The 21,566-nt window shown below is 72.4% G+C and carries 20 protein-coding genes, 1 tRNA gene and 1 pseudogene; 6 read left to right on the top strand and 16 right to left on the bottom strand.

What is annotated here, in order from left to right; genetic code table 11:
* From O5O46_RS13970 to O5O46_RS13945, 6 genes are all read right to left on the bottom strand, one after another.
* Positions 1-2,115 carry an AfsR/SARP family transcriptional regulator gene (locus O5O46_RS13970; protein ID WP_269855708.1) on the bottom strand — a complete coding sequence of 705 codons (2,115 nt, stop codon included), beginning with the start codon at positions 2,113-2,115 and terminating at the stop codon, positions 1-3.
* Between the two features lie 450 nt (positions 2,116-2,565).
* Positions 2,566-2,733 (bottom strand): hypothetical protein, encoded by a 168-nt coding sequence (locus tag O5O46_RS13965; RefSeq protein ID WP_269855707.1) that lies wholly within the window; start codon positions 2,731-2,733, stop codon positions 2,566-2,568.
* Between the two features lie 277 nt (positions 2,734-3,010).
* Positions 3,011-3,895: an SDR family oxidoreductase gene (locus O5O46_RS13960; RefSeq protein WP_269855706.1), complete on the bottom strand. Its 885-nt coding sequence runs from the start codon at positions 3,893-3,895 to the stop codon at positions 3,011-3,013.
* A gap of 40 nt (positions 3,896-3,935) precedes the next feature.
* Positions 3,936-5,429: a flavin-containing monooxygenase gene (locus tag O5O46_RS13955; protein ID WP_269855705.1), complete on the bottom strand. Its 1,494-nt coding sequence runs from the start codon at positions 5,427-5,429 to the stop codon at positions 3,936-3,938.
* Positions 5,430-5,538: 109 nt separating this feature from the next.
* Complete coding sequence (locus O5O46_RS13950) at positions 5,539-6,468, bottom strand: DUF2637 domain-containing protein (protein ID WP_269855704.1); 930 nt, start codon at positions 6,466-6,468, stop codon at positions 5,539-5,541.
* Positions 6,465-6,671, bottom strand: a complete 207-nt coding sequence (locus O5O46_RS13945; RefSeq protein ID WP_269855703.1) for a hypothetical protein — start codon at positions 6,669-6,671, stop codon at positions 6,465-6,467. Before O5O46_RS13945 ends, O5O46_RS13950 begins: the two co-directional genes overlap by 4 nt.
* 188 nt (positions 6,672-6,859) lie before the next feature.
* Between O5O46_RS13945 and O5O46_RS13940 the strand changes: the two genes are divergently transcribed.
* Positions 6,860-7,585 carry a MerR family transcriptional regulator gene (locus O5O46_RS13940; protein ID WP_269855838.1) on the top strand — a complete coding sequence of 242 codons (726 nt, stop codon included), beginning with the start codon at positions 6,860-6,862 and terminating at the stop codon, positions 7,583-7,585.
* 3 nt (positions 7,586-7,588) lie between these two features.
* Here the strand turns inward: O5O46_RS13940 and O5O46_RS13935 are convergent, their stop codons facing one another.
* Both O5O46_RS13935 and O5O46_RS13930 read right to left on the bottom strand, forming a co-directional pair.
* Entirely contained in the window at positions 7,589-8,836 is a 1,248-nt protein-coding gene (locus O5O46_RS13935) for a glycosyltransferase 87 family protein (RefSeq protein ID WP_269855702.1), read from the bottom strand.
* A 142-nt stretch (positions 8,837-8,978) separates the two neighbouring features.
* Positions 8,979-10,175, bottom strand: a complete 1,197-nt coding sequence (locus O5O46_RS13930; protein WP_269855701.1) for a MarP family serine protease — start codon at positions 10,173-10,175, stop codon at positions 8,979-8,981.
* On the opposite strand from O5O46_RS13930, the pseudogene O5O46_RS13925 reads away from it, so the two are divergent.
* Together O5O46_RS13925 and O5O46_RS13920 are read left to right on the top strand one after the other, a co-directional pair.
* Positions 10,167-11,189: pseudogene (locus tag O5O46_RS13925) on the top strand (DNA-3-methyladenine glycosylase family protein); the annotation flags it as partial. The gene O5O46_RS13930 and the pseudogene O5O46_RS13925 sit on opposite strands and share 9 nt — an antisense overlap.
* Before the next feature lie 676 nt (positions 11,190-11,865).
* A complete protein-coding gene (locus tag O5O46_RS13920; protein WP_276096679.1) occupies positions 11,866-12,516 on the top strand; it encodes a TetR/AcrR family transcriptional regulator in 651 nt (216 codons plus the stop codon).
* A 40-nt stretch (positions 12,517-12,556) separates the two neighbouring features.
* Here O5O46_RS13920 and O5O46_RS13915 read toward each other — a convergent pair whose 3' ends face one another.
* A complete protein-coding gene (locus tag O5O46_RS13915) occupies positions 12,557-13,309 on the bottom strand; it encodes a ScbR family autoregulator-binding transcription factor (protein ID WP_269855699.1) in 753 nt (250 codons plus the stop codon).
* Between the two features lie 220 nt (positions 13,310-13,529).
* On the opposite strand from O5O46_RS13915, the gene O5O46_RS13910 reads away from it, so the two are divergent.
* Positions 13,530-14,426 (top strand): ScbA/BarX family gamma-butyrolactone biosynthesis protein, encoded by an 897-nt coding sequence (locus tag O5O46_RS13910; protein WP_269855698.1) that lies wholly within the window; start codon positions 13,530-13,532, stop codon positions 14,424-14,426.
* Positions 14,427-14,546: 120 nt separating this feature from the next.
* Entirely contained in the window at positions 14,547-15,488 is a 942-nt protein-coding gene (locus O5O46_RS13905) for an NAD-dependent epimerase/dehydratase family protein (protein ID WP_269855697.1), read from the top strand.
* 187 nt (positions 15,489-15,675) lie between these two features.
* Here the strand turns inward: O5O46_RS13905 and O5O46_RS13900 are convergent.
* The 7 genes from O5O46_RS13900 to galU form a co-directional block, all read right to left on the bottom strand.
* Positions 15,676-15,749, bottom strand: a tRNA-Ala gene (locus O5O46_RS13900).
* A gap of 73 nt (positions 15,750-15,822) precedes the next feature.
* Entirely contained in the window at positions 15,823-16,818 is a 996-nt protein-coding gene (gene sepX, locus O5O46_RS13895) for a divisome protein SepX/GlpR (RefSeq protein ID WP_269855696.1), read from the bottom strand.
* A gap of 151 nt (positions 16,819-16,969) precedes the next feature.
* Positions 16,970-17,530: a GNAT family N-acetyltransferase gene (locus O5O46_RS13890; protein WP_391858397.1), complete on the bottom strand. Its 561-nt coding sequence runs from the start codon at positions 17,528-17,530 to the stop codon at positions 16,970-16,972.
* Between the two features lie 56 nt (positions 17,531-17,586).
* A complete protein-coding gene (locus O5O46_RS13885) occupies positions 17,587-18,090 on the bottom strand; it encodes a MogA/MoaB family molybdenum cofactor biosynthesis protein (RefSeq protein WP_269855694.1) in 504 nt (167 codons plus the stop codon).
* Positions 18,087-18,590 (bottom strand): cyclic pyranopterin monophosphate synthase MoaC, encoded by a 504-nt coding sequence (gene moaC / locus O5O46_RS13880; RefSeq protein WP_269855693.1) that lies wholly within the window; start codon positions 18,588-18,590, stop codon positions 18,087-18,089. The genes O5O46_RS13885 and moaC overlap by 4 nt, the downstream gene beginning before the upstream one ends.
* 75 nt (positions 18,591-18,665) lie before the next feature.
* A complete protein-coding gene (gene glp / locus O5O46_RS13875; RefSeq protein WP_269855692.1) occupies positions 18,666-19,970 on the bottom strand; it encodes a molybdotransferase-like divisome protein Glp in 1,305 nt (434 codons plus the stop codon).
* On the bottom strand, positions 19,967-20,875 hold the full coding sequence (gene galU, locus O5O46_RS13870) for a UTP--glucose-1-phosphate uridylyltransferase GalU (protein ID WP_269855691.1): 909 nt from the start codon (positions 20,873-20,875) through the stop codon (positions 19,967-19,969). The genes glp and galU overlap by 4 nt, the downstream gene beginning before the upstream one ends.
* 79 nt (positions 20,876-20,954) lie before the next feature.
* Between galU and O5O46_RS13865 the strand changes: the two genes are divergently transcribed.
* Positions 20,955-21,554, top strand: a complete 600-nt coding sequence (locus O5O46_RS13865; protein ID WP_269855690.1) for a 5-formyltetrahydrofolate cyclo-ligase — start codon at positions 20,955-20,957, stop codon at positions 21,552-21,554.
* The last annotated feature ends 12 nt before the right edge of the window (positions 21,555-21,566 follow it).

The following is a 21,566-nucleotide window of genomic DNA, read 5'->3' as shown; positions in this document are numbered from 1 at the left end:
TCACGCCGCGCCGTCGGAGCCCGCGTCCGGGGAGCGGCACAGCGACCCCTCGGGAAACAGCACGGCGGCGTCCTGCGGTCCCTGGCCGTCGGTCCAGCGGGCCAGCGCGGTGAGGTTCACGGCCTCCGACTCCAGCCACTCACCCGCCTGTTGGGATCCGCTGAACAGCGCGGAGGCTCTGCGCGGCACGGTCAGGCAGGCGCGCACCGCGGCGGCGGTGCGTGAGGCGTACCAGCACACCAGCCGGGCGCGGGCGGCCCGCAGCTGCGCCGGGTCGTCCTCGGTGCGGGCCCGCTCGGCCGCGTAGTCGCGCAGCAGTCCGGGCAGCCGCAGTCGGCCGTGCGCGCTCTCGATGACCAGATGGGCGGCGGACAGCCGCTGGGCGTGTCCGGTGACCTCCTCCACCGGCAGGTCGGCGAGCGCGGCGACCGCCTCGATGCCGGTCTCCGGCAGGTCGGCGGCCCCCAGCAGCCGGAACAGCCGCCGGGCGGGGGCGGGCAGGGCCCGGTAGGAGTGCTCGAAGGCGCTGCGCACCGCGCAGCCGCCACCGCCCAGCGAGAGCAGGGTGAGCCGGTCGCCGGCCCGCAGCCGGTTGGCGTAGCTGCGGAAGGACGAGAAGCGGTGGCTCGCCAGATTGGCCGCGGCGGCGCACAGGGCGAGCGGCAGATGGCCGCACTCGGCGGCGAGTTCGGCGGCCGCCTCGGGTTCGGTGGCGACCCGGTCGCGGCCGACGATCTGGGCCAGCAGGTCCAGTGCGCCGTCCGGTTCCAGGCAGTCCAGCGGCATCCGGTGGGCGCCGTGGAAGGCGGTCAGTTCGGACAGTTCGGTGCGCGCGGTGACCAGCACCGCGCAGCCCGGCTCGCCCGGCAGCAGCGGGGTGACCTGCGCCGGGTCTCCGGCGTCGTCCAGGACCAGCAGCACCCGGCGCCCGGCCAGCCGGGCCCGCAGCAGCGAGGAGCGGGCCGTCGAGCCGGGCGGTACACAGCCCTGGCCGTCGCCGGTGGGCAGCCCGGTGGCGTGCAGCGCGTCGGCGAGCAGGTCGTCCGGGTCGCGCGGCGAGCCGTCCGGCGCGGTGAGCGGCAGGAACATCTGCCCGTCCGGGAACCTGGCGGCCAGCCGGTGCGCGACCCGTACCGCCAGGGCGGTCTTGCCGCAGCCGGGCGCTCCGGTGAGCACCACCACCGGTACCGTCCCGGCCGCCGTGGGAGTGCTGAGCAACCGGACGGCCTGCCCCTCGGTCGCCTCCCGGCCCGCTAACTCGGCGGGGCCGCAGGGCAGTTGCCGCGGCTCGGCCCAGGGGGCCTGGGCGGCTGGGCGGACCTGGGGCATTCGGTCGCGCGGCGGCGGCCACTCGATGTCCACGTCGTCCAGCAGGCACTGGTGCACTGCGCGTAGATCGGGGCCAGGCTCAACGGCCAGTTCGGCGTAGAGGAGCTGGGCGACGTCGTGGTACGCGGTGAGCGCCTCGGCGCGGCGACCGCACTGGTACAGCGCCGTGATCAGCTGACACCACGGGCGTTCGCGCAGCGGGCGTTCGGCGACCACCCCGCGCAGCACCGACAGCGCGTTGGCGGCGGCGCCCTGCATCAGGTCCAGGTCGCACAGCCGCTCCACGACGTGCAGCCGCTCGTCCTCCAGCGCGGGCGCCTCGTCGCGCTGCAGCGTCTCGCACGGCACGTCCTGCAGCGCCGCACCCCGCCACAGGCTCAGCGACTCGGTGAAGTTGCGGGCTGCCAGGGCGAGTTCACCGCGGACCAGGGCGCGCTCGGCGGTCGCGGTCAGGGAGCGGAAGCGGGTGAGGTCGACGGTGTCGTCGGGAGCGGTGAGCGCGTATCCGCCCGGTCCGCTGCGGATCAGCTGGTCGGTACCGGTGGCCTCGCGCAGCGTCCGGCGCAGCCGTGCCACGTAGGCCTGCACGGCGTTGCGTGCGCCGCCAGGGGGTTCCCCGTCCCAGAGTCGCTTGATTAAACTCTCAACGGTCACCTCCTGATTGGTCTGCAGCAGCAACAACGCCAGCACGGATCGCTGGCGCCCGGCCCCGAGCGGGATCTGCCGCGCGGCATACCGAATGTCCAGCGGCCCGAGCAGGCCGAAGTACACAGCTTCTGTCGTCATATGCGTCCCCACCGGATGAGGTCAGCCATCCGGCACCATCCTGCCTTGTGGGGATGCGGTGAAAACCTCGTCTTTTCCGCCAAGCATGGTGTCGGTGCGGATCGCGACACGCCCTCAACACGGCCCGGCGGCTACGCAGCGTGTCAGGGTCGCGTCAGCCAGCAGTCAGCGGGCCGTCATGGCGGTGCGGCAGAGTGCGTGTCGCCGGATTCCCGTGGGGGCCAAGCCTCCCGGCCGCTACGGGATATGACGGTGCGTCAGCCACGGACCCCGCACGCGGTCGCCTACCCGCGTCAGCGATCGCGTGCGGTCGTGGTGGCGACAGCCCGTCTCGTACCAGCGCCGGGCCTGCGGCCGCCGGCCCGACGATCCGGCTGATTCCGGCAGGGCGGAATCAGAAAGGGGGGAAGGGCGCGCCCGTGGGGGGACGCGCCCTTCTCCGTATACGACTCAGCAGTCGAACCGGTCCTGGAGGTCGTCCAGCACCTCCTGCTCCGGGTACCTCTCACCGGCTTCGCGGACCTCGCGGTCCTCCACCGCCGGATCCGCTCCCCGCGCACACCTCGCCGGCCGCCGACGCATAACTTCGGCGACCTTCTCGCGGACCCGCTCGCGCATCCCCACGACTCCAGCGAAGCACGCCCGCCCCTCGCCCGCATCCCGGAACTGTCACCGCGCGTAACATCACGGTTTCATCTCCGCGCCTGGAGATTTTTCCGCTGGTTGGTCTGAGCTTCGCGAAGGATTTACCGACCCTTCACTCACTGCCAAGGAATCCTGCGCTCCGGGGCCCGAGTTGTAGCGCTTTTCGTGTCTCCACCCCAAGCCGCCACGGCGTGGACCCGCGGGGTCGCGGCGGACGCCACCAGACAGCGGCCGTCCGGCGAAGCGCGGTTCAGTGCCGGGCGCGATGTGTCTCGTCGGCCTGGCCGCCGGGGCCGACCAGGCCGCGGCGGGGCTGCGGTACGGCGCGCAACTGCTCCTCGGCGCGCCGCACTTCGCGTTGGCCCACCGTCGCCACCAGCCCCGGAAGATACCCCCGTACCGCCTGCATTCCGCGTAGCCACCACTGGCCGTACACATGCGGGGCGCGGCGTTCCACGCCGGCGGCGATGCGGTCGACGGCCGGGCCGAGCGGATACGTGCGGTTCAGCGGCCACGGGAGCCTCGCCCGCAACTCCCGTAGTACCGCGTCCTGATCAGCGCCGCGCACCATGTCGGTGTCCGTCCAGCTCAGATAGCCGACTCCCACCCTGACGCCCTGGTGGGCCACTTCGGCCCGCAGGCTGTGGGCGAACGCCTCGGCGCCCGCCTTGCTGGCGCAGTACGCGGCCATCATCGGCGCCGGGGACAGCGCCGCCAGCGACGCTATCTGCAGGTAGTAGCCGCGCGAGGCCACCAGCGCGGGCAGGAAGGCCCGCGCCGTGGCGACACTGCCCAGCAGGTTCACCTCGATGACCCGGTCGAACGACACCGGATCCGCGTCCAGGAACGGCCCCCCGGTGGCGATCCCCGCGTTGGCCACCACGGTGTCCACCCGGCCGTAGCGGGCGACGATCTCGGCTGCCACCCGGGCCATCGTCTCGCCGTCGGTGACGTCCGCCTCCCACGCGGCGCCTTCCGGCCCCAAGTCACCGGCGACCTCGGCAAGTTCGGCGGGCTCCAGCCCGACCAGCGCCAACCGCGCACCGCGCGCCGCCAGCTTCCGGGCCAGCGACGCGCCGACCCCGCGTGCCGCACCGGTGACCACCACGACCTGACCTCTGATCGGCCTGCTCATCGCACATCCCCCTGCTTCCACGTCGAGTTGGTGACGCCCGTCACACCCCTACCCCTTCCGCTGGCACCGGCGCTCGCAGCACCTCGTACTCCGCCAGCCGTACCTCCCGGGTGGCGCGCCGGAACTCGGCCGTGGTGCCGGGCCAGACCGTGGTGTTGCGGCCCGCCGCGTCGAGGTACCAGCTGGTGCAGCCGCCGCTGTTCCACACCGTGCGCCCCATCCGCCGCTGCAACGCCTCGTTCCAGGCGCGCACCGCCCGCGGCCGGGCGTCCAGCGCGGCGGCACCGGTGCGGTCCAGGGTGCGCAGGTAGTCCGCGATGTAGTTCAGCGTGGACTCGATCATCAGGATCATCGAGCTGTTGCCCAGACCGGTGTTGGGCCCGATGATCAGCAGCAGGTTGGGGAAGCCGTCGACCGTGCTGCCGCGCAGCGCGGCCATCCCGTCCTTCCAGTGCTCGGCCAGCGTCCGCCCCTCGGCGCCGATCACCCGGTCCGCGATCGGCATGTCCGTGACGTGGAAGCCGGTGCCGAACACGATGGCGTCCACCTCGCGTTCGGTGCCGTCGGCCGTGACGACGCGCGAACCGCGCACCTCGGTGAGCGCCGAGGCGACCACCTCGGTGTTGGGCCGGGCGAGCGCCGGATAGTAGTCGTTGGACAGCAGGATGCGCTTGCAGCCGATGGTGTAGTCGGGGGTGAGCCTGGCCCGTAGCGCCGGATCCTTGATCGCCCGGCGGATGTGGGCTCTGGCGATCTGCTCGGTGGCCCGCATCAGTTGGGGCCGTTTGACGAACGCGCCGACCTGGAACTCCCTGAGCAGCCAGAGCAGTCCACGGCGCGCCCGGTGGGTGGCCGGGACGGTGTGGTGCAGCCACTGCTCCACGGCGTTGATGCCCCGGTCCATGCGCGGCATGACCCACGGCGGGGTGCGCTGCACGACGGTCAGCCGGCGCACCCGGGGCTGGATGGACGGCACGATCTGGATGGCGGAGGCGCCCGTGCCGACCACCGCGACCCGCTTGCCGTCGAGGTCGAAGTCATGGTCCCAGCGTGCGGAGTGGAAGACCCGTCCGGGGAAGTCCGGCAGTCCCGGGATGTCCGGGACCTTCGGGTCGGACAGCGGCCCGGTGGCGGATATCAGAACGTCGGCGGTGCGCTCACCACTGGTCGTGCGCAGCTCCCAGTGCGCCGCCTCGGCGTTCCAACGGGCCCGCAGCACCTCGGAGTCGAACCTCAGGTGCGGGCGGAGCCCGAAGGTGTCGGCGACCCGCTCCAGGTAGGCGCGGATGTGCGGCTGCCCGGAGAAGGCGCGCGGCCAGGCCGCGTTGGGCGCGAAGGAGAACGAGTACAGGTGCGACGGTACGTCGCAGGCGCACCCCGGATAGTCGTTGTCCCGCCAGGTGCCGCCGACCGCGTCGGCCCGCTCCAGGATGACGAAGTCGGTGACGCCCTCGCGGCGCAGCCGCACCCCCGCCCCCAACCCGCCGAAGCCGGATCCGATCACCGCCACCCGGGTGTGCTCGCGCTCGGCCATGCCGCTGCCTCCTGCCCGTACCGCTCACCGCATCGCGCCAGCAATCACTGGCACAGTTCGGAGGGTAGAGCAGTCGCGTTACCGGCGGTAGGGGTTGACGCGCACCGGATCAGCCGCGGCCGTGCCGCTGCCGGGGCAGCGCGTGCCGCGGCGGGTTGGTGAGGGTGATCTGGCGGACGAGCTGGTGGAACGAGACCAGGGCGGTGACCGGCGGCAGCCCGGCAACAGCCATGCCCAGCACGGTCCTTGGCGCGTGCGCCACGCACAGGTACACCGCGATGGCGGAGAACATGACCACCACCGCCCAGGAGTGCCCGGCGCGGCGCCGGTGCACGGCGGCCCGCAGAATCGACAGCGAACCGACCATCCACGGCCCGTAGACCAGCAGGGGCCACAGGGCGACGACGCCCTCCGGCGCGTCGGGGGAAGCGAGACGGCGCAGCGGATCGTAGGAGATGACTCCTCCCAGGACACTCAGCATGGCGACGATCGCGGCGGTGGCCGCGGCGATGACGAGGCTGAGCACCCTCAGCCAGGGGAACGGCTTGGGGCGCTTGTCCCGCAGTTGCTGGACGAGCCGGATCACCCGGCCCGGTCGGCGGCGGGCGCCGCGCTGCCGGGGGATGACCGGGGGCGCCGACTCGACGTAGTCGTCGTCCAGTTCGGCGTCGTCGTCCTCGGGCGCGGCGTCCTGGAGGAGTTGGGCCAGTCCGGCGTCGAAGTCCCATGTGCCGTCGAAGACTTCGGCACCGGACAGGTCCTGCCCGTCCAGCGTTCTGGGGTCGAAGTACGGTGCCTCGAAGGACGGTTCGACGGGCGCGGCGTAGGGCGCCTCGAAGGACGGCTCGTAACCGGTCTGGTAGGACGCCTGGTAGGACGGTTCGTCGTGCGGCATCCGGTACGTCGAGGCGGCGCCGTACCCCTGCGGCACACCGTACGAGGCGCCGTACGGGCTGCCGTACGAGGTGTCATGGGCCGTCCCGTACGACACCTCGGCCGTGTCCCATCCCTCACCGGGAGCGGCCCGGTACCCCCTCACGGGCGCCCACCCGGCGCCACGCCGTAGCGGCGGACGAACTCGCCCTGCAGCCCGTCCAGCACCCCGAACAACTCCTCCAGCAGATCAGCGCTGTGCTCGTAGTCCACCGCCCCGGGCAGGCCCCATCCCCCGTAGCGAAGAGACGCCTCTACCCTCTCGTCGCGGCGACCGGCCGCTGTGCCCCGCAGGCATTCTGTCGTCACGCACCCACCAACGAGGCAGCGTATGCGGGGATTTGGACCACCTGGGTGAATTGTCCAACCCGTCGCATCCGCGCACCCCGATAACCAGACCGCACGCGAGGCGGCCGGGGTGCGCGTGCTGCGGCCGTAAGCTGGCCGACGTGGAGGAGTCAACCGGCGGTAAGCGGCGGGCCGGACGCGAGTACCGGATGCCGGAGCTGGCCGAGGAGGCCGGGATCAGTGTGCGGACGCTGCGCTTCTACCGTGAGCGCAAGCTGCTTCCGGCACCGCGCCGCGAGGGGCGGATCGCCTGGTACTCCGAGGCACACCTGACCCGGCTGCGCACCATCGCCGCGCTGCTGGAGCGCGGGCACACCCTGGGCGGCATCGCCGAACTGCTGACCGCCTGGGAGAACGGCCGGGACGTGGGCGAACTGCTCGGCCTGGAGAACGCCATCGCCGCGCCCTGGTCGCAGGAGACCCCGGTGCGGCTGACGCGCGGCGAACTGGCCGGCTCCTTCGGCACCGAGGTCACCGCGGACAACCTCGCCAGCGCGGTCGAGTTGGGCTACCTCGGCGTGGACGGCGAGCACATAGTGCACGTCAGCCGCCGCCTGCTGGACGCCTCCGCCGCACTGGTCCGCGAAGGCGTGCCGCTGTCGGCGGTGCTGGCGGCGGGCCGCGAGGTACGGGCGCGGGTCGACGCGCTGGCCGACCTCTTCACCGCGCTGATCCGCAGGCACGTCATCGACCCGGTCGCGGAGGGCTGCGAAGGGCTGCCGCCCGGTGGTGCGACCCGGCTGGCCGAGGCGCTGGACCGGCTGCGGCCGCTGGCGAAGACCGTGGTGGACGCCGAGCTGTCGATGGCCATGGACCGCCGGGTGCGCGCCGAACTCGACGACTGGCTGCACCAGCGCAACCCCAACAGCCCCTGAGCGTCAGGCGGTTACCCGCTCCACGCGCCTCGGCTGCGCCGCCTGGGTCCGCGGCGGCGAGGTGCCGCGCCACAGCTGCCGGCACGCCCATACGCTCGCCACCAGCAGCAGACCGTTCCTGACCAGCAGCACGGCGATGCCGGGCAGGTTGCTGCGCACCACGGGACCGAAGCCGATCGGGAACTCCAGCACGGTGAAGACGCAGGCCACCAGCACCAGGCCGATGGGCAGCCGCTGCGCCGTGCGCCGGTGGGCCAGGCACACCCCGCCGAGGCCGAGCAGCCAGATCAGGTACTGCGGGCTGATCACCCGGCTGGTGGTGATGAAGACCAGCACCGCGGTGAACGCCGCGTCGTACAGCACCGCCTGGTCGAACGCGCGGGCCTTCAGCCGCCACCACACCAGCCAGCCGAACGCCAGCACGGTCGAGGCCAGCACCAGCTTGCTCATGGTGTGCACATACGGGCCGAGGAACTCGAATGAGCCGTAGTGCAGCCGGGACGTGCCGGACCACAGCCCCAGGTAGCGGGCGACATGGAAGGGCAGCGCGCCCAACGACTCGATCTCGATGCCGCGTTGCCGCTGCTCGGTGAGGAACGCGAACGCGCCCCGGGTGAACACCAGGAACACCAGCCCGAGCGCGGCCACCGTGGCCGCCGCGGCCCCCCACACCCTGCGAGTGGCCCGGCCGCGCGCCACCCCGGCCAGCACCAGCACCGGCCACACCTTGACCATCGCGCCGATCCCGGCCAGCACCCCGGCCACGCGTGGATACCGGGCGACGGCCAGCAGCGCGGCCACCGCGACCGCGGTCGCCATCACGTCGTAGCGGGCCAGCGCGATCGGCCCGAGCACCGCCACCCCGACGATCCACAGCCACGCCCCGTCCAGCCGACCGCCCGGGGCGCGGGCGGCCCGCAGCAGCAGGGCGAACACCAGCGCGTCGGCGGCGCAGGCCAGCAGGTAGAAGGCGGACGCGTAGGACAGGAACGGCAGCAGGGCCGGGGCCAGGAAGGCGGCCGCCGCCACGGGCGGGTACTGCCAGGTCACGTCGCCGACCGGGAAGCTGCCGGTCAGCAGGTGCTCGTACCAGCCGTGGTAGATGACGGCCACGTCCGGCCGTACGTCGTCGCCGGGGTACCGCCAGACCCCGAACAGCGCCAGCAGCAGCACCGCCCGGGTCGCCGCCCAGGCCAGTACCGCCCACAGCGCCCCGCGGCCGTCCGCGCCCGTCGTTCTACGCCACCACACAGCTCTCAGGCCTCTCCGCCGCCCGCCGCCGCGGGGAAGACTGCCGGTACCGACCCGCCTTGAGGTGACCATACGATGAACAGCGCACGACGTCGCGTCGATGACGCCGCACGCTGCTCCGACCGGTGTTCGGGACGGGCGGTCACAGCGCGGCACGGGTTCCGGTGCTGACCGGCTCGGTGGCGGTCGCGGCACGGCCGGCGTCGGCGGCGACCTGCTGCGCGGTCAGTACGTAGCCGGTGTCCGCGTCCGAGGTGGAACGGGCGAAGACCACCCCGTAGACCTTGCCGCTGGTGGTGAGCAGCGGGCCACCCGAGTTGCCGTGCCGTACGTCGGAGCGGATCTGGTAGATGTCGCGGGTCGTGGTGTTGTCGCCGTAGATGTCCTGGCCCTTGGCGGTGATCCGGCTGGCCACCGTTGCCGCCCGCAGGTCGAGGCCGCCGTCCTCGGGGTATCCGGCCACCACCGCCGGGCCGCCGCGGTGCGCCTGCGCGGCGAAGGACAGCGCGGGCGCGGGCAGCCCGGGCACGTCCAGCACCGCCACGTCGGTGCTGGGGTCGAACAGCACGACCTTCGCGTCGTACCTGGGGCCCACCCCGCCGATCTGCACGGTCGGCTCCTGGACACCGGCGACCACATGGGCGTTGGTCATCACATGGTCACTGGCGTAGACGAACCCGCTGCCCTCCTGGCCGCGCTCCCCGCCGTCCACGTCGGCGACGCCCACCACCTTGACCACACTGTGCTTGGCCGCCGCGGTCGCCGCGGGGGTGACGGCGTCTCCGGAGGGCGCCGGGACACTGGTGGTCGGCTCGTTCTCGAACGGGTTGAACACCTGCGGGAAGCCCGCTCCGGACAGCGCGTCGGTGGCCCGGCTGAACCACGCCGGGGTCTGTGCGGGCATCGCCCGGTCCACCGCGCCGAGCACCGTCGAGTTGCGGATCTGCTGGCTGAGCGCCGGCATCGGCGCGGTGGCCAGCACACTCGCCATCAGCCACGCCACCGCCAGCAGCGCCAGGGCGCCGGCCGCCGCGCCGCCGACGCCGTCCACCCAGCGGACCGGCCCCCAGTCCAGGCCCTGCCGCACCTTCCAGGCCAGCCGACCGGCCAGGGCGTGCCCCAGCCCGGCTGGGACCAGCACCACCAGCAGCGCGACCACGGCCGCCGCCGCGGTGCCCGCGGTCACCGGCCGCAGGGCGAAGGGCAGCAGCCACACACCGACCACCGCACCACCGAGAAACCCGGCCAGCAGGATGCAGCTCGCGACGAGGCCCCGGCGGTAGCCGGAGACGGCGTAGCCGACGGCTGCCAGCAGGAGCAGCAGGTCTAGCAGGTTCATACGGGGGAAAACGCGACGGAACGACCCGCGGTTCCCTTCGCGACCCTTCTCACAGGGTTCGCGTCTCACAGGATCCGGGTCGATGTCGGATTTCCGCTAGCCCCGGCCCGGGCGACCCGCGAGGGTGGAGCGGTGAGGCTCAAGCTGCCCTTCCGGGCTCCCCTGTGCCCGGACAACCTCTTCGGGCACCTGATCGCGACCGCCGTACCCGGTGTGGAGGAGTGGCGGGACGGCGCCTACCGCCGCACGCTCCGGCTGCCGCACGGCCCCGGCGTCGTGGCGCTGCGGCCGAGGGCGGACCACATCGCCGCCGAACTGCGCCTCACCGATTCACGGGACGAGGCGGTGGCGGTCGGCATCTGCCGCCGTCTGCTGGACCTGGACGCCGACCCCGCCGCCGTGGACGGCCTGCTGCGCCAGGACCCGCTGCTCGCGCCGCACGTCGACCGGCACCCCGGGCGCCGGGTGCCGCGCGCCGTGGACGGCGCGGAGTTCGCGGTGCGCGCGGTGCTCGGCCAGCAGGTGTCGACCGCCGCGGCCCGCACGCTGGCCGGGCGGCTGGTCGTCGCGCACGGTGAGCCGATCGACGACCCGGCGGGCGGGCTGACGCATGTGTTCCCATCCGCCGAGGCACTGGCCGCGCTGAACCCGGAGGCGCTGGCGATGCCCAGGTCCCGGCGCAGGACGCTGGTCGAGCTGGTGGCCGCGCTGGCCGACGGGAAGATCGCCCTCGACGCGGACGGCGACTGGGAGCGCACCCGCGAACAACTGCGTTCGCTGCAGGGCTTCGGACCGTGGACAGTGGAGGTGATCGCGATGCGGGCGCTCGGCGATCCGGACGCCTTCCTCCCGACCGACCTCGGAGTGCGCCTGGCCGCACAGGAGTTGGGCCTGCCCACCACCCCTGCCGCCCTCACCCGCCACGCCGCCCGCTGGCGCCCCTACCGCGCCTACGCCGTCCAGTACCTGTGGGCCACCGGCGACCACCCGATCAACCGGATCCCCGTCGGCTGACGGCTGAAGCTCCAACCGCCGTACACAGGCGGCGCTACAGCCCCAACCCGCGCCCGTGGACCAGGCGGCCTCCGGCCGTCCGGGGCGGGCTTCACGGCGCCCCGCGAGCACCCCGCACTCCGGCCGCGCCTCCGTGGCGCACGCCGTCCCGCGAATGGCTCGTTCCATGCGGTGCCCTTGCCATCACTCATGGAAACCGCTTACTTCACACAGATCCTTGTATATGGAAACCGACCCGCCTGTTTGTGGCGCCCCGAACCACCCTTCATGAACCTGACAGCCCATTCTCCCAGATGGCCTTCCGGGCGCCACAACCGCCCCACAACGGCTCATACAACCCCCCAACGCATCCGCTGACCTGCACCTATGACCCGCACCCCGCTGAGGGGGCGCATAGCTGACACACAGGCGCACCTCCGTCAGTGTTGCGGAATCAACCCGACAGTATTGTTTGTTTTTCCACGGGACAGTGGCAAGATGCCCACGGAAACCGCACACAGGCCGTTGCGGCGGAGCACCGTGCCGTTCGCTTGAGAAAGCACCCCGTGACGAGCCGTCAACGACGCGTAACCTCCCTCCACGACGAAAGGACGGGTACCGGCCGATGCAGGTCCGTGCTGCTCGAACTCGCCAGGCCCTCATCAACGCCGCCGCGAAGCTGATCGACGATCGCGGTATGAAAGGCACCGGTCTTCTCGACGTCAGCCGGGCGGCCGGGGTGAGCAAGGGGGCCTTGTACTTCCACTTCGCCTCGAAGGACGAACTGATCACCGCCGTCACCGACGAGGCCCGCAGCTCGGTGCGCGCGCTCGCCAACGAGCACCTCGACGGCCAGACCTCCACCCTCGCGGGCGCCGCCCGGTTCACCGACGCGATGTCACGGCGGATGCGCGAGGACCACGTACTGCGCGCCGGACTGCGACTTGAGTCGGAGGGCGCGGTGAGCAGGGTGACGGGAGGTGAGTCGCTGCGCGAGACCTGGCTGACCACACTGCGCGGCCGGCTCGCCAAGGACGCCGCCGAGGGCGCGCTGCGCCAGGGCGCCGACGCGACGCACACCGCCAACCTGTTGGCCGCCGTCACCGTGGGCCTGGAGTCACTGGGCCGCGAGGACGAGTCGTGGTGGGACCCGGAAGTCACCAGCGGTATCTGGCAGTTGCTGATGATGTTCGCCAGGCCGCAGCAGGAGAGGGTGGGCTGCGGGGGGACCGACCCGGTCGCACCCGCCGGGCAGCTCGGCGAGGTACGGGAGTTGACGCCCAGCGTGCCGGTGCCGTCGAGCCCGGCGGAGTTGCTGGGGGTGTCCGGCGCCGCACGCGCCAGTTGACCGCACCCGGTCCAACCGGCCGGGGCGCGGGGGAGGTTGGTCAGACCTGGGGCAACGCCTCGGTCAGTGACGTCTCCAGCTCGTCGGCCACCGAGCGGCTACCGGAAGCACGGCCCGGTACGCCGCCGGTGGCGAACCCCCCGGCGCTCCGGGCCGGTTCGGCGCCCTGCGCCGGTCCGGTCATGATGACCCGCTGCGGGTCCACCACCAGGTGCGGAAGCAGCCCCGGAATCGCCAGCGCGGGCAGCAGGTACTTCCACAGCGCGGCCACCCTCAGCGGCAGGTCCCGCCGCTGCCCGTAGACCTGGGACAGCAGTTGGATACCGGTGAACGCGCCGATGATGAGCTGCGACACCTCCTCCGGATCCACGCTGACCAGCAGTTCGCCGCGCTCCTGCGCCTGCCGCAGCAGATCGAGGATGACATCGGCGGCGCCCTGGTACGGCGCGACGTTGGGGTTCTTGTACGACGCCTGCTCCACGCTGAGCCGAACCCCGGCGCGCAGTACGACATCGGTGCGCAGCCGGTGCGCGAACGCCATCGCCAGGTCGATGGTGGCCTGCAGCTTCACCTCGTTCTCCGGCGGGACCAGTGCCTCGGACTGCGCGTCCACCACGGCGTCCGCGATGGCCTCCTTCGAGGGGAAGTGGAAGTACAGCGCTCCCCTGGTCAGCCCGCTTCTGGCGAGGATCTCGGTGGTGCTGGCCCCCTCGTAGCCGTACTCGTCGAATACCTCGGCAGCCGCCTCCAGGATCGTGCGCCGGGTCTTCACCGCCCGCGCCTGCTGCGCCATTTCAACTCCTGAGCCCTTTGAAAACCAAACCGGCTTGTCTGTACCTTATCCGGAGCGTCTGTCGCCGATCCGTTAAGAGAGGCGCCGGATCCGCGGCTTCGCCATTTGTCCACTGCCCTCGCAGAGACAGGTATCCTCCATGCAGTCGTCGAGTGTCACCGCACCGCGTATCCCGCTTTCCCGCTCGGCTGTCACACTCGCCACTCCTCCGCAATCGACCGTGGCACGCGAAATACCCGAGCTCACCACCACCGTGCCGCGGCAGTACGTGCACCGGGCGGCCATAAGTGAAGTCTTCCTCACCGGCTGGGAAACCGGCGATCCCGACGGCTTCATTGTGCGGGGCCAGTGGCCGCGTGGCCATGCGCTGTTCGCGCCGCGCTTCGGACAGCAGGATCCGCTGCTGATCGCCGAAACGATTCGGCAGGGCGGCACGCTGCTGGCCCACACCGAGTACGACGTTCCGCTCGACCACCACTTCCTCATGTCGAGCCTGGAGTACACCTCCGTGCACGAGGCCCTCACCGCGGGGCCGGTGCCGAGCGAGGTCGAGCTGCACATCACCTGCCACGACATCGCCCAGCGCGGCAAGCAGGTCTCGATGCGGTACCGGGTGCACGTCTGGCTGGGCCAGATCCGGGTGGCCGTGGCCAGCGCCAGCTACAAGACGCTGTCGCCCCACGTCTACCGGCGCGTCCGCGGCGAGCGTCCGGTCAGCAACGACGCCGTGCTGCCGCCCGCCGTCGACCCGGCCCTCGTGGGCCGCCGGGACCCGCGAGACGTCGTGCTCTCCGGTTCCGAGAGCCCGCACCGCTGGCTGCTGCGAGCGGACACCTCGCATCCGCTGTTCTTCGACCACCCGGTCGACCACGTTCCGGGAATGCTGCTTCTCGAAGCCGCCCGACAGGCCGCCCAGGCGGTAATGCACCCAGTACCGGTACAGGCCCTCGGAATGGCCAGTACTTTCAGCCACTACGCGGAACTCAACACCCCGTGCCGCATCGCGGCGGAAGTCGGACAGCGCGGCCAGGACGGAAACACCCCAGTTCGGGTCACCGGAGTTCAGAACGGCCAGAGCGTCTTCGACTGCACGGTCACCACCCGGCCACTGGGCTGAATTCAGCCAATCCTCGGCACAGGGGTTGACACCCGCAATACCCAGGAAAAGGGAATTCCATCCGCCAGTCCGGCGAGAATCACGGAACGCCCCGCCGCGAGACAGGAAGATCAGGGAACCATGCCCGGCACCATCATGATCACCGGCGCCACCGGCTTCATCGGCAGCCATGTGGCCCGCCACGCCGCCCGGCTGTTGCCCGACCGGGAACTGCGCCTGATGGTCCACCGCAAGGCGCTGGTCCCACCCGCCTCACCGCATGTGGAGACCGTCCCCGGGGACCTGGCGGATCCGCGCTCGCTACGCGGTGTGTGCGCCGGCGTGGACGTGCTGGTGCACTGCGCCTCGCAGATCGGCGGGCCCGCGGAGAGCTGCCAGGCCGTCAACGCCCACGGCACCGAGGCACTGGTCGCCGAGGCGCGACGCTCGGGAGTGCGCCGGATCGTCTACGTGAGCACGGCGGCGGTCTACGGGCGCGGCCCGTTCCGCGGCGAGCGGGCGGAGGACCTCCCGCTGGCCCCCGCGTCGGCCACGTCGCGCAGCCGGGCAGCCGCCGAGCAGGCGGTACTGGCGGCGGATGGCATCGTGCTGCGCCCGCACATGGTCTACGGCGCCGGGGACCGCTGGGTGGCCCCCGGGCTTCGCGGCCTGATGACGGCCCTGGGCAGCACGGTGGACGGCTGGCGGTGCCACCTGTCGCTGATCGACGTGGACGACCTGGCCCAGGCGGTGCTGGCCACCGCCCTCGCTCCGCGCGAGGACCTCACCGCGTCCGTCTACCACGCCAACCACCCGCGCCCGGTCCTGGTGGCGGACCTGCTGCGGGCCCTGGGCGAGGTCTACGGCCTGCCCTGGCCCACCGTCGACCGCGACTACGCGACGGCCCGGGCGCACCTGCAGGCGCAGGGCAGGACCAGTCACGACCTCGACATGGTCACCGTCGACCACTGGTTCGACAGCGACCCACTGTGGACCGCGCTACGCCGCGCCCCCGGCCCCGGCTTCGCCAACCGCTTCCCGCCACACACCACTTGGTACCGCGACGCGTCCCAGGCGGCGTGACGCGGCGCACAGTCCCCCGCCGCCAAGCCCTCAACTCGCCGGAGCCACATGGTGCTTGGCGGCGGCCCCGCAGGATGGGCGCGGGTGGCGAAGCCCCCGCACCGCGCAGCGAAGTCGAGCAGAAAAAACAAGAGGGCGACCGATCCGCGATTCTCACGGACACAGGTCGCCCTGACTCGTTGTGTTGTGGACCTGAGGGGATTTGAACCCCTGACCCCCTCGATGCGAACGAGGTGCGCTACCGGACTGCGCCACAGGCCCTTGCAACGAGGAAAACTCTAGCATCCCCGCCGGGGTGCTTGTGCCCACCCCTGTTCGAGGGGGCGGCCCGACCTCACTCGTTGGCGGCGCGCGGGCGGTCCTCGGCGATGCCGGGGGCGTACTGGTCGAACAGCGGGGTGCGGTCCCGGTCCCGCTCGCGGGGGCGGCGGGGGCGGGGCTGCTCGGGCTCGGCGGCGGTGGTGCCGGAGCGGGCGGAGCTCCAGGTGTCGGGAGCGCCGAGGTCGACGCTGCCGGTGCTGCGGGGGGCGACCGGCGCGGTGACGTACGTCGGCAGCGGCACCGGGACCGGCTCCCAGCCGTCGTCCGCGGCGACCTGGTTGCGCTGCTGGTCGACCCACTCGGCGTGGTCGGTCTGCTCGACCAGGGCACGGCGGTCGGCGGTGCGCGGCGAAGGAGGCTCCGGGGCGGCGGGAGCGGCGGGCTCCTGGACGGCCGCACCCGCCTGCTCAGGGCGGGGCCGCTCGCGCGGGCGGTCCCGCAGCCGCCGGGCCGCCTCGATCGCCCGGCGCTGGTCCATGGTGAACTCGAAGCGGCGCCGCTCGGCCCGGCGCAGATGGGCGATGTAGAAGGTGAGCAGCACTCCGGGCACGCCGGGCGCCCACAGGTACGCCAGACCGCCCACCGCGGCGCCGATCGTGCCCGCGGTGAAGGCCAGGAACAGCACGGTGGTGGTGCGACGGCGGCGGGCGAGCACCTTTGCCCGTGCCAGCCGCGCCCGTTGGGCGGTGCGCTGGGGCTGTCCGCCGCGCTCGACGGCGGGCTCGACCGGTTGCACCTCGGTGGCGGGCAGTGCCAGCGACCGTACGTCCACCTCGGGCTCGGGATCGGGCTCCGCCGCGGGGAGCTCGGGCCGCGGTTCGCCGCCCTCGCGCGCCTTGGCGTACCGGCGCTCCATGCCCGCGCGTCCGGACAGCAGCCGGATCGCGGTGCTGAAGCGTTCCGTCGGACGGGCCTCGTTGAGCTCGTCCTGCCTACGGAGCCACATCGGCACCAAGTAGGCAGCCCACGCCCCGACAATGGCTGCGTAGATGAGGCCGCTGCTGCTCACGCCCAACACGGTAGGGGCCCCAGTGACGGCCCAACAGCAATTCGGCGCGGTGTGTCGCACGATCTGGCTGATATGCCGAACTTTTTTTGTGATTGTTGGGCTGGTCTCGCGGCGAATACGGTCATTCAGGGGCCATTTTCGAACAGGTATTTTATTTGTGGGATGCGCCGGGACGCGCCCGGTGCCAGCGGGCCAGCATGCCCTCGGGCACCTCGTCGACAGTGAGCGCGTAGACCAGGTGGTCCCGCCATGCCCCGTCGATGTGCAGATAGCGCGGGCGCAGCCCCTCCTCCCGGAAGCCGAGCTTCTCCACCACCCGGCGGCTCGGCCCGTTCTCCGGGCGGATGCACACCTCGACGCGGTGCAGGCCCATGGAGCGGAAGCAGTGGTCGACGGCGAGCGCGACCGCGGTCGGAATGACCCCGCGCCCGGCCACCGCCTCGTCCACCCAGTAGCCGATGTGCGCCGAGCACATCGACCCCCAGGTGATGCCCGCGATCGTCAACTGCCCCACCAGGCGCCCCTGGTACTCCACGACGAGCGGCAGCATCCGCCCTGCGTGCGCCTCGGCCCGCAGATGGCGCACCATCTGCCGGTACGTCGGACGGTGCGCGACATGGCCGGGCGGCGCGGGCGGCATGGTGGCCTCCCAGGGCCGCAGCCACTCGCGGTTGCGGCGGTTGACCTCCCGCCAGGCGCGCTGGTCGCGCATCCTTATCGGGCGGAGCGTCACATCGCCGTCCACCAGTTCGGTGACCCAGGGTCCGTTCAGCTCGGTCTCCGGTCGGTGCGGGGGTGGTCGCCGCCGTGGATCTGGTCGACGGCGTGGGCCAGGAGCGGTGCGAGGACGGCCAGGCCGTCCCGTACGCCGCCCGTCGAACCGGGCAGGTTCACCACCAGGGTGCCTCCCGCGACACCGGCGAGGCCACGCGAGAGCGCCGCGGTGGGCACCTTCTCGCGGCCCGCCGCGCGGATCGCCTCGGCGATGCCGGGAACCTCGAAGTCGATGACCCGGCGAGTGGCCTCGGGGGTGCGGTCGGTGGGCGAAAGGCCGGTGCCGCCGGTGGTCAGCACCACGTCGTAGGCGGCGGCGACCGCCGCCCGCAGCGCCTCCTCGACGGGGTCGCCGTCCGGCACCACCCGCGGCCCGTCCACCGCGAACCCCAGCTCCGTCAGGGCGGCCGCGATCAGCGGCCCGCCCCGGTCCTCGTAGACCCCGGCGGCGGCCCGGTTGGAGGCGGTCACCACGAGCGCCCGGCCCGCCCCGCTCACCGTGACCCCTCCGGGCGGGACCAGTCGCCGGACTTGCCGCCGGTCTTGGTCTCCACTCTGATGTCCGTGATGACCGCGGCCTTGTCCACCGCCTTGACCATGTCGACGACGGTGAGCGCGGCGACGCTGACCGCGGTCAGCGCCTCCATCTCCACGCCGGTGCGGTCGGTGGTCTTCACCGTGGCCGCGATCTCCACCGCGTCGTCCGTGACCGCCAGTTCCACCCGCACACCGGAGACGGCGAGCGGATGGCACAGCGGGATCAGCTCGGGCGTGCGCTTGGCGCCCATGATGCCGGCGATCCGTGCGGTGGCGAGGGCGTCGCCCTTGGGCACGCCCTCGCCGCGCAGCAGTTCCACGACGCGGCCGGAAACCAGTACCCGCCCGGTGGCGCGGGCGGTGCGCGCGGTCACGTCCTTGCCGCTCACGTCGACCATGCGGGCCGCACCGGCCTCGTCGAGGTGCGTCAGATGACCTTGGTGGTCAGGTGGGCTGCTCATGGTTCTCCCGGTCCAGTGCTCCGCCGGTCAAGTCCGCTTGCCTGGTGCAGCAACGGTACCGGCAGCCGCCGACGGTCAACCGAGCAGGATCACGTCCACTTCCGCGCCCTCGTCGATCCCGGTGCTCCGCTCGGGCACCACGATCAGCGCGTTGGCGTGCGCGAGCGCCTTGACCAGGTGCGAACCGGCGCCGCCCACCGGGGTCACCGCGCCGTCCTCGTACCAGCCGCGCAGGAACTGCCGCTTGCCCTCGGGCGAACCGCTGATCCGCGCCGCGCAGCGCGCGGTGACCGTCTCCCGGCGCACCGGCTCCAGGCCCATCAGCGCGCGGATCACCGGCCGTACGAACAGTTCGAAGGAGACGTAGGAGCTGACCGGGTTCCCGGGCAGCGCCAGCAGCGGGGTGCGGTCGGCGCCGATCAGGCCGAAGCCCTGCGGCTTGCCCGGTTGCATGGCCAGCTTGCGGAACTCCAGTTCCGACAGCGCCTCCTTGACCACGTCGTACGCGCCGACGCTGACGCCGCCGCTGGTGACGATGAGGTCGGCGCGGATCAGCTGGTCCTCGATCGTCGCGCGCAGCGTCGCCGCGTCGTCGGCGACCGCGCCCACCCGGTAGGCGATGGCGCCCGCCTCACGGGCGGCGGCGGCCAGCGCGTAGCTGTTGGAGTCATGGATCTGCCCGGGCCCCAACTCCTCGCCGGGCGGCACCAGTTCGCTGCCGGTGGACAGCACGACGACCCGTGGCCGCGGCCGGACCAGCACCTGGCCGCGGCCGATCGCGGCCAGCAGCGCGATCTGCGGCGGCCCCAACCGGGTCCCCGCGGCGAGAGCCGGCTCGCCCACCGGAGCGTCACTGCCGCGGGCGCGGACATGGGCGCCGGGCTCGACCGGCCGGTGGACCCGGACCTCGCCGCTGGCGCCCGCCGGGTCGGCGCTGTGTGCCCGCATGGTGGTGGCCGGGCCGGCGCCGTGGCCCGCGTCGGTCCACTCGACGGGCACGACGGCCTGCGCGCCGGGCGGCAGCGGTGCGCCGGTCATGATCCGCGCGGCCTGCCCGGGGCCGACGGTGGGCAGCTGCGCTTCGCCCGCCGCCACGTCGCCGATGACCTTGAGGACCACCGCGGTGTCCTCGCCCGCGCCCGCGACGTCGGCGACGCGCACCGCGTAGCCGTCCATCGAGCTGTTGTCGAACGGCGGCAGCGCCACCGGGACCGTCACGTCCTCGACCAGTACGCACCCTTGCGCGTCGAGGAGTTGCAGCTCGATGGGTTCCAGCGGGGTCAGCCGCCGCAGGATGTCGTCAAGGTGGTCGTCCACCGACCACACGCGGTCCGCCCCACCCCCGTCCGCCGCCGGGGCGGACCTCTCCGGACTGCTCACGTTTGCATTTCCTCCGAGACGTAATGGCGAAGCCAGGCCCGGAACTCCGGTCCCAGGTCATCACGTTCGCATGCCAGCCGCACGATCGCCCGCAGATAGTCACCGCGGTCACCGGTGTCATACCGCCGCCCGGAGAACAGCACACCGTGCACCGGGCCGCCCGGCGTCTCGTCCAGGGCGAGTTCGCGCAGCGCGTCGGTGAGCTGGATCTCGCCCGCACGCCCCGGCGGGGTCTGCTTGAGCACGTCGAAGACGCCGGCGTCGAGCACGTACCGGCCGATGACGGCGTACGAGGAGGGCGCCTCGGCGGTGGTCGGCTTCTCCACCAGGTCGGTGACCCGGACGACGTCGACCTCGTCCATGGGTTTGACCGCGGCGCAGCCGTAGAGGTGGATCTGTGCCGGGTCGACCTCCATGAGGGCCACCACACTGCCGCCGAATCGTTCCTGGACCTCGATCATGCGGGTCAGCAGTCGATCACGCGGATCGATCAGGTCGTCGCCGAGCAGTACCGCGAACGGCTGCCGCGCCACATGCGGCTCGGCGCACAGCACGGCATGGCCGAGGCCCCTGGGGTCGCCCTGGCGCACGTAGTGCATGGTGGCCAGGTCGCTGGACTCCTGGACCTTGGCCAGCCGGGACTCGTCCCCCTTGCGGCTGAGGGCCTCTTCGAGCTCGTAGTTGCGGTCGAAATGGTCCTCCAGTGGCCGCTTGTTACGGCCGGTCACCATGAGTACGTCCGAGAGCCCGGCGGCCACGGCCTCCTCGACGACGTACTGGATCGCGGGCTTGTCCACGACCGGCAGCATCTCCTTGGGCGTCGCCTTGGTCGCCGGGAGGAACCGGGTGCCGAGCCCTGCAGCGGGGATGACAGCCTTGCTGATCCGAGGGCGTACCTGAGTCATGTTCCGCACGATAACCGTTGTGTGTGACATAGAAATGTGATCCGCGTGTGAATCGCGGACATGATCACCAGGGGATGTAATGGGCGATACCGGTCAGGGGGCCGCCGACAAGATCACGCTGCGCGCCGATCTGCTGGCGGCCCGCCGCGCGATGACGCCGCCGCAGCGGTCGGCGGCGGCCCGCGCACTGGCCGAACACGCCCTTGAACTGCCGCAGTTGGCGGCGGCGGGCACGGTCGCCGGCTATGTGTCGGTGGGCGGCGAGCCCGGCACCCGGGAACTGCTCGACGTCCTGCGCGGGCGCGGGGTGCGGGTGCTGCTGCCGGTGCTGCGGCCGGACAACGATCTCGACTGGGCCGTATACGGCGGGCCGGACTCGCTGGCCCCGGCCGGGCGCGGTCTGCTGGAGCCGGACGGCCCGCGGCTGGGGTGCGACGCGGTGCTGGGCGCGGACACCGTGCTGCTGCCGGGGCTGGCGGTGGACGCGCACGGCGTGCGGCTGGGCCGCGGCGGCGGCTCCTACGACCGGGTACTGGCCCGGCTGGCCCGCGCCGGTGCGCACCCGGCGCTGGTGGTGCTGCTCTACGCGCACGAGGTGGTCGCCCGGGTCCCGAGGGAACCGCACGACCACCCCGTGCACGCGGTGATCACACCCGACGGCGTCCGGCGCTTCGCCTGAGGAGCGCCCCGG

Source organism: Streptomyces sp. RPT161 (assembly GCF_027533845.1).
In the GTDB taxonomy this organism is placed as follows: Bacteria; Actinomycetota; Actinomycetes; order Streptomycetales; family Streptomycetaceae; genus Streptantibioticus_A; species Streptantibioticus_A silvisoli_A.
This window is presented reverse-complemented; position numbering and strand designations above follow the sequence as displayed.

Bases quoted from the DNA above. Each gene is read 5' to 3' on its own strand.
- O5O46_RS13970 (WP_269855708.1), bottom strand. From the start codon at position 2,115: ATGACGACAGAAGCTGTGTACTTCGGCCTGCTCGGGCCGCTGGACATT.
- O5O46_RS13955 (WP_269855705.1), bottom strand. From the start codon at position 5,429: ATGGCCGAGCGCGAGCACACCCGGGTGGCGGTGATCGGATCCGGCTTC.
- O5O46_RS13865 (WP_269855690.1), top strand. From the start codon at position 20,955: ATGGGCGATACCGGTCAGGGGGCCGCCGACAAGATCACGCTGCGCGCC.
- O5O46_RS13915 (WP_269855699.1), bottom strand. From the start codon at position 13,309: ATGGCGCAGCAGGCGCGGGCGGTGAAGACCCGGCGCACGATCCTGGAG.
- galU (WP_269855691.1), bottom strand. From the start codon at position 20,875: ATGACTCAGGTACGCCCTCGGATCAGCAAGGCTGTCATCCCCGCTGCA.
- O5O46_RS13890 (WP_391858397.1), bottom strand. From the start codon at position 17,530: ATGCGCGACCAGCGCGCCTGGCGGGAGGTCAACCGCCGCAACCGCGAG.
- O5O46_RS13960 (WP_269855706.1), bottom strand. From the start codon at position 3,895: ATGAGCAGGCCGATCAGAGGTCAGGTCGTGGTGGTCACCGGTGCGGCA.
- O5O46_RS13905 (WP_269855697.1), top strand. From the start codon at position 14,547: ATGCCCGGCACCATCATGATCACCGGCGCCACCGGCTTCATCGGCAGC.
- O5O46_RS13920 (WP_276096679.1), top strand. From the start codon at position 11,866: ATGAAAGGCACCGGTCTTCTCGACGTCAGCCGGGCGGCCGGGGTGAGC.
- moaC (WP_269855693.1), bottom strand. From the start codon at position 18,590: ATGAGCAGCCCACCTGACCACCAAGGTCATCTGACGCACCTCGACGAG.
- O5O46_RS13965 (WP_269855707.1), bottom strand. From the start codon at position 2,733: ATGCGCGAGCGGGTCCGCGAGAAGGTCGCCGAAGTTATGCGTCGGCGG.
- O5O46_RS13940 (WP_269855838.1), top strand. From the start codon at position 6,860: ATGCCGGAGCTGGCCGAGGAGGCCGGGATCAGTGTGCGGACGCTGCGC.
- O5O46_RS13930 (WP_269855701.1), bottom strand. From the start codon at position 10,175: ATGAACCTGCTAGACCTGCTGCTCCTGCTGGCAGCCGTCGGCTACGCC.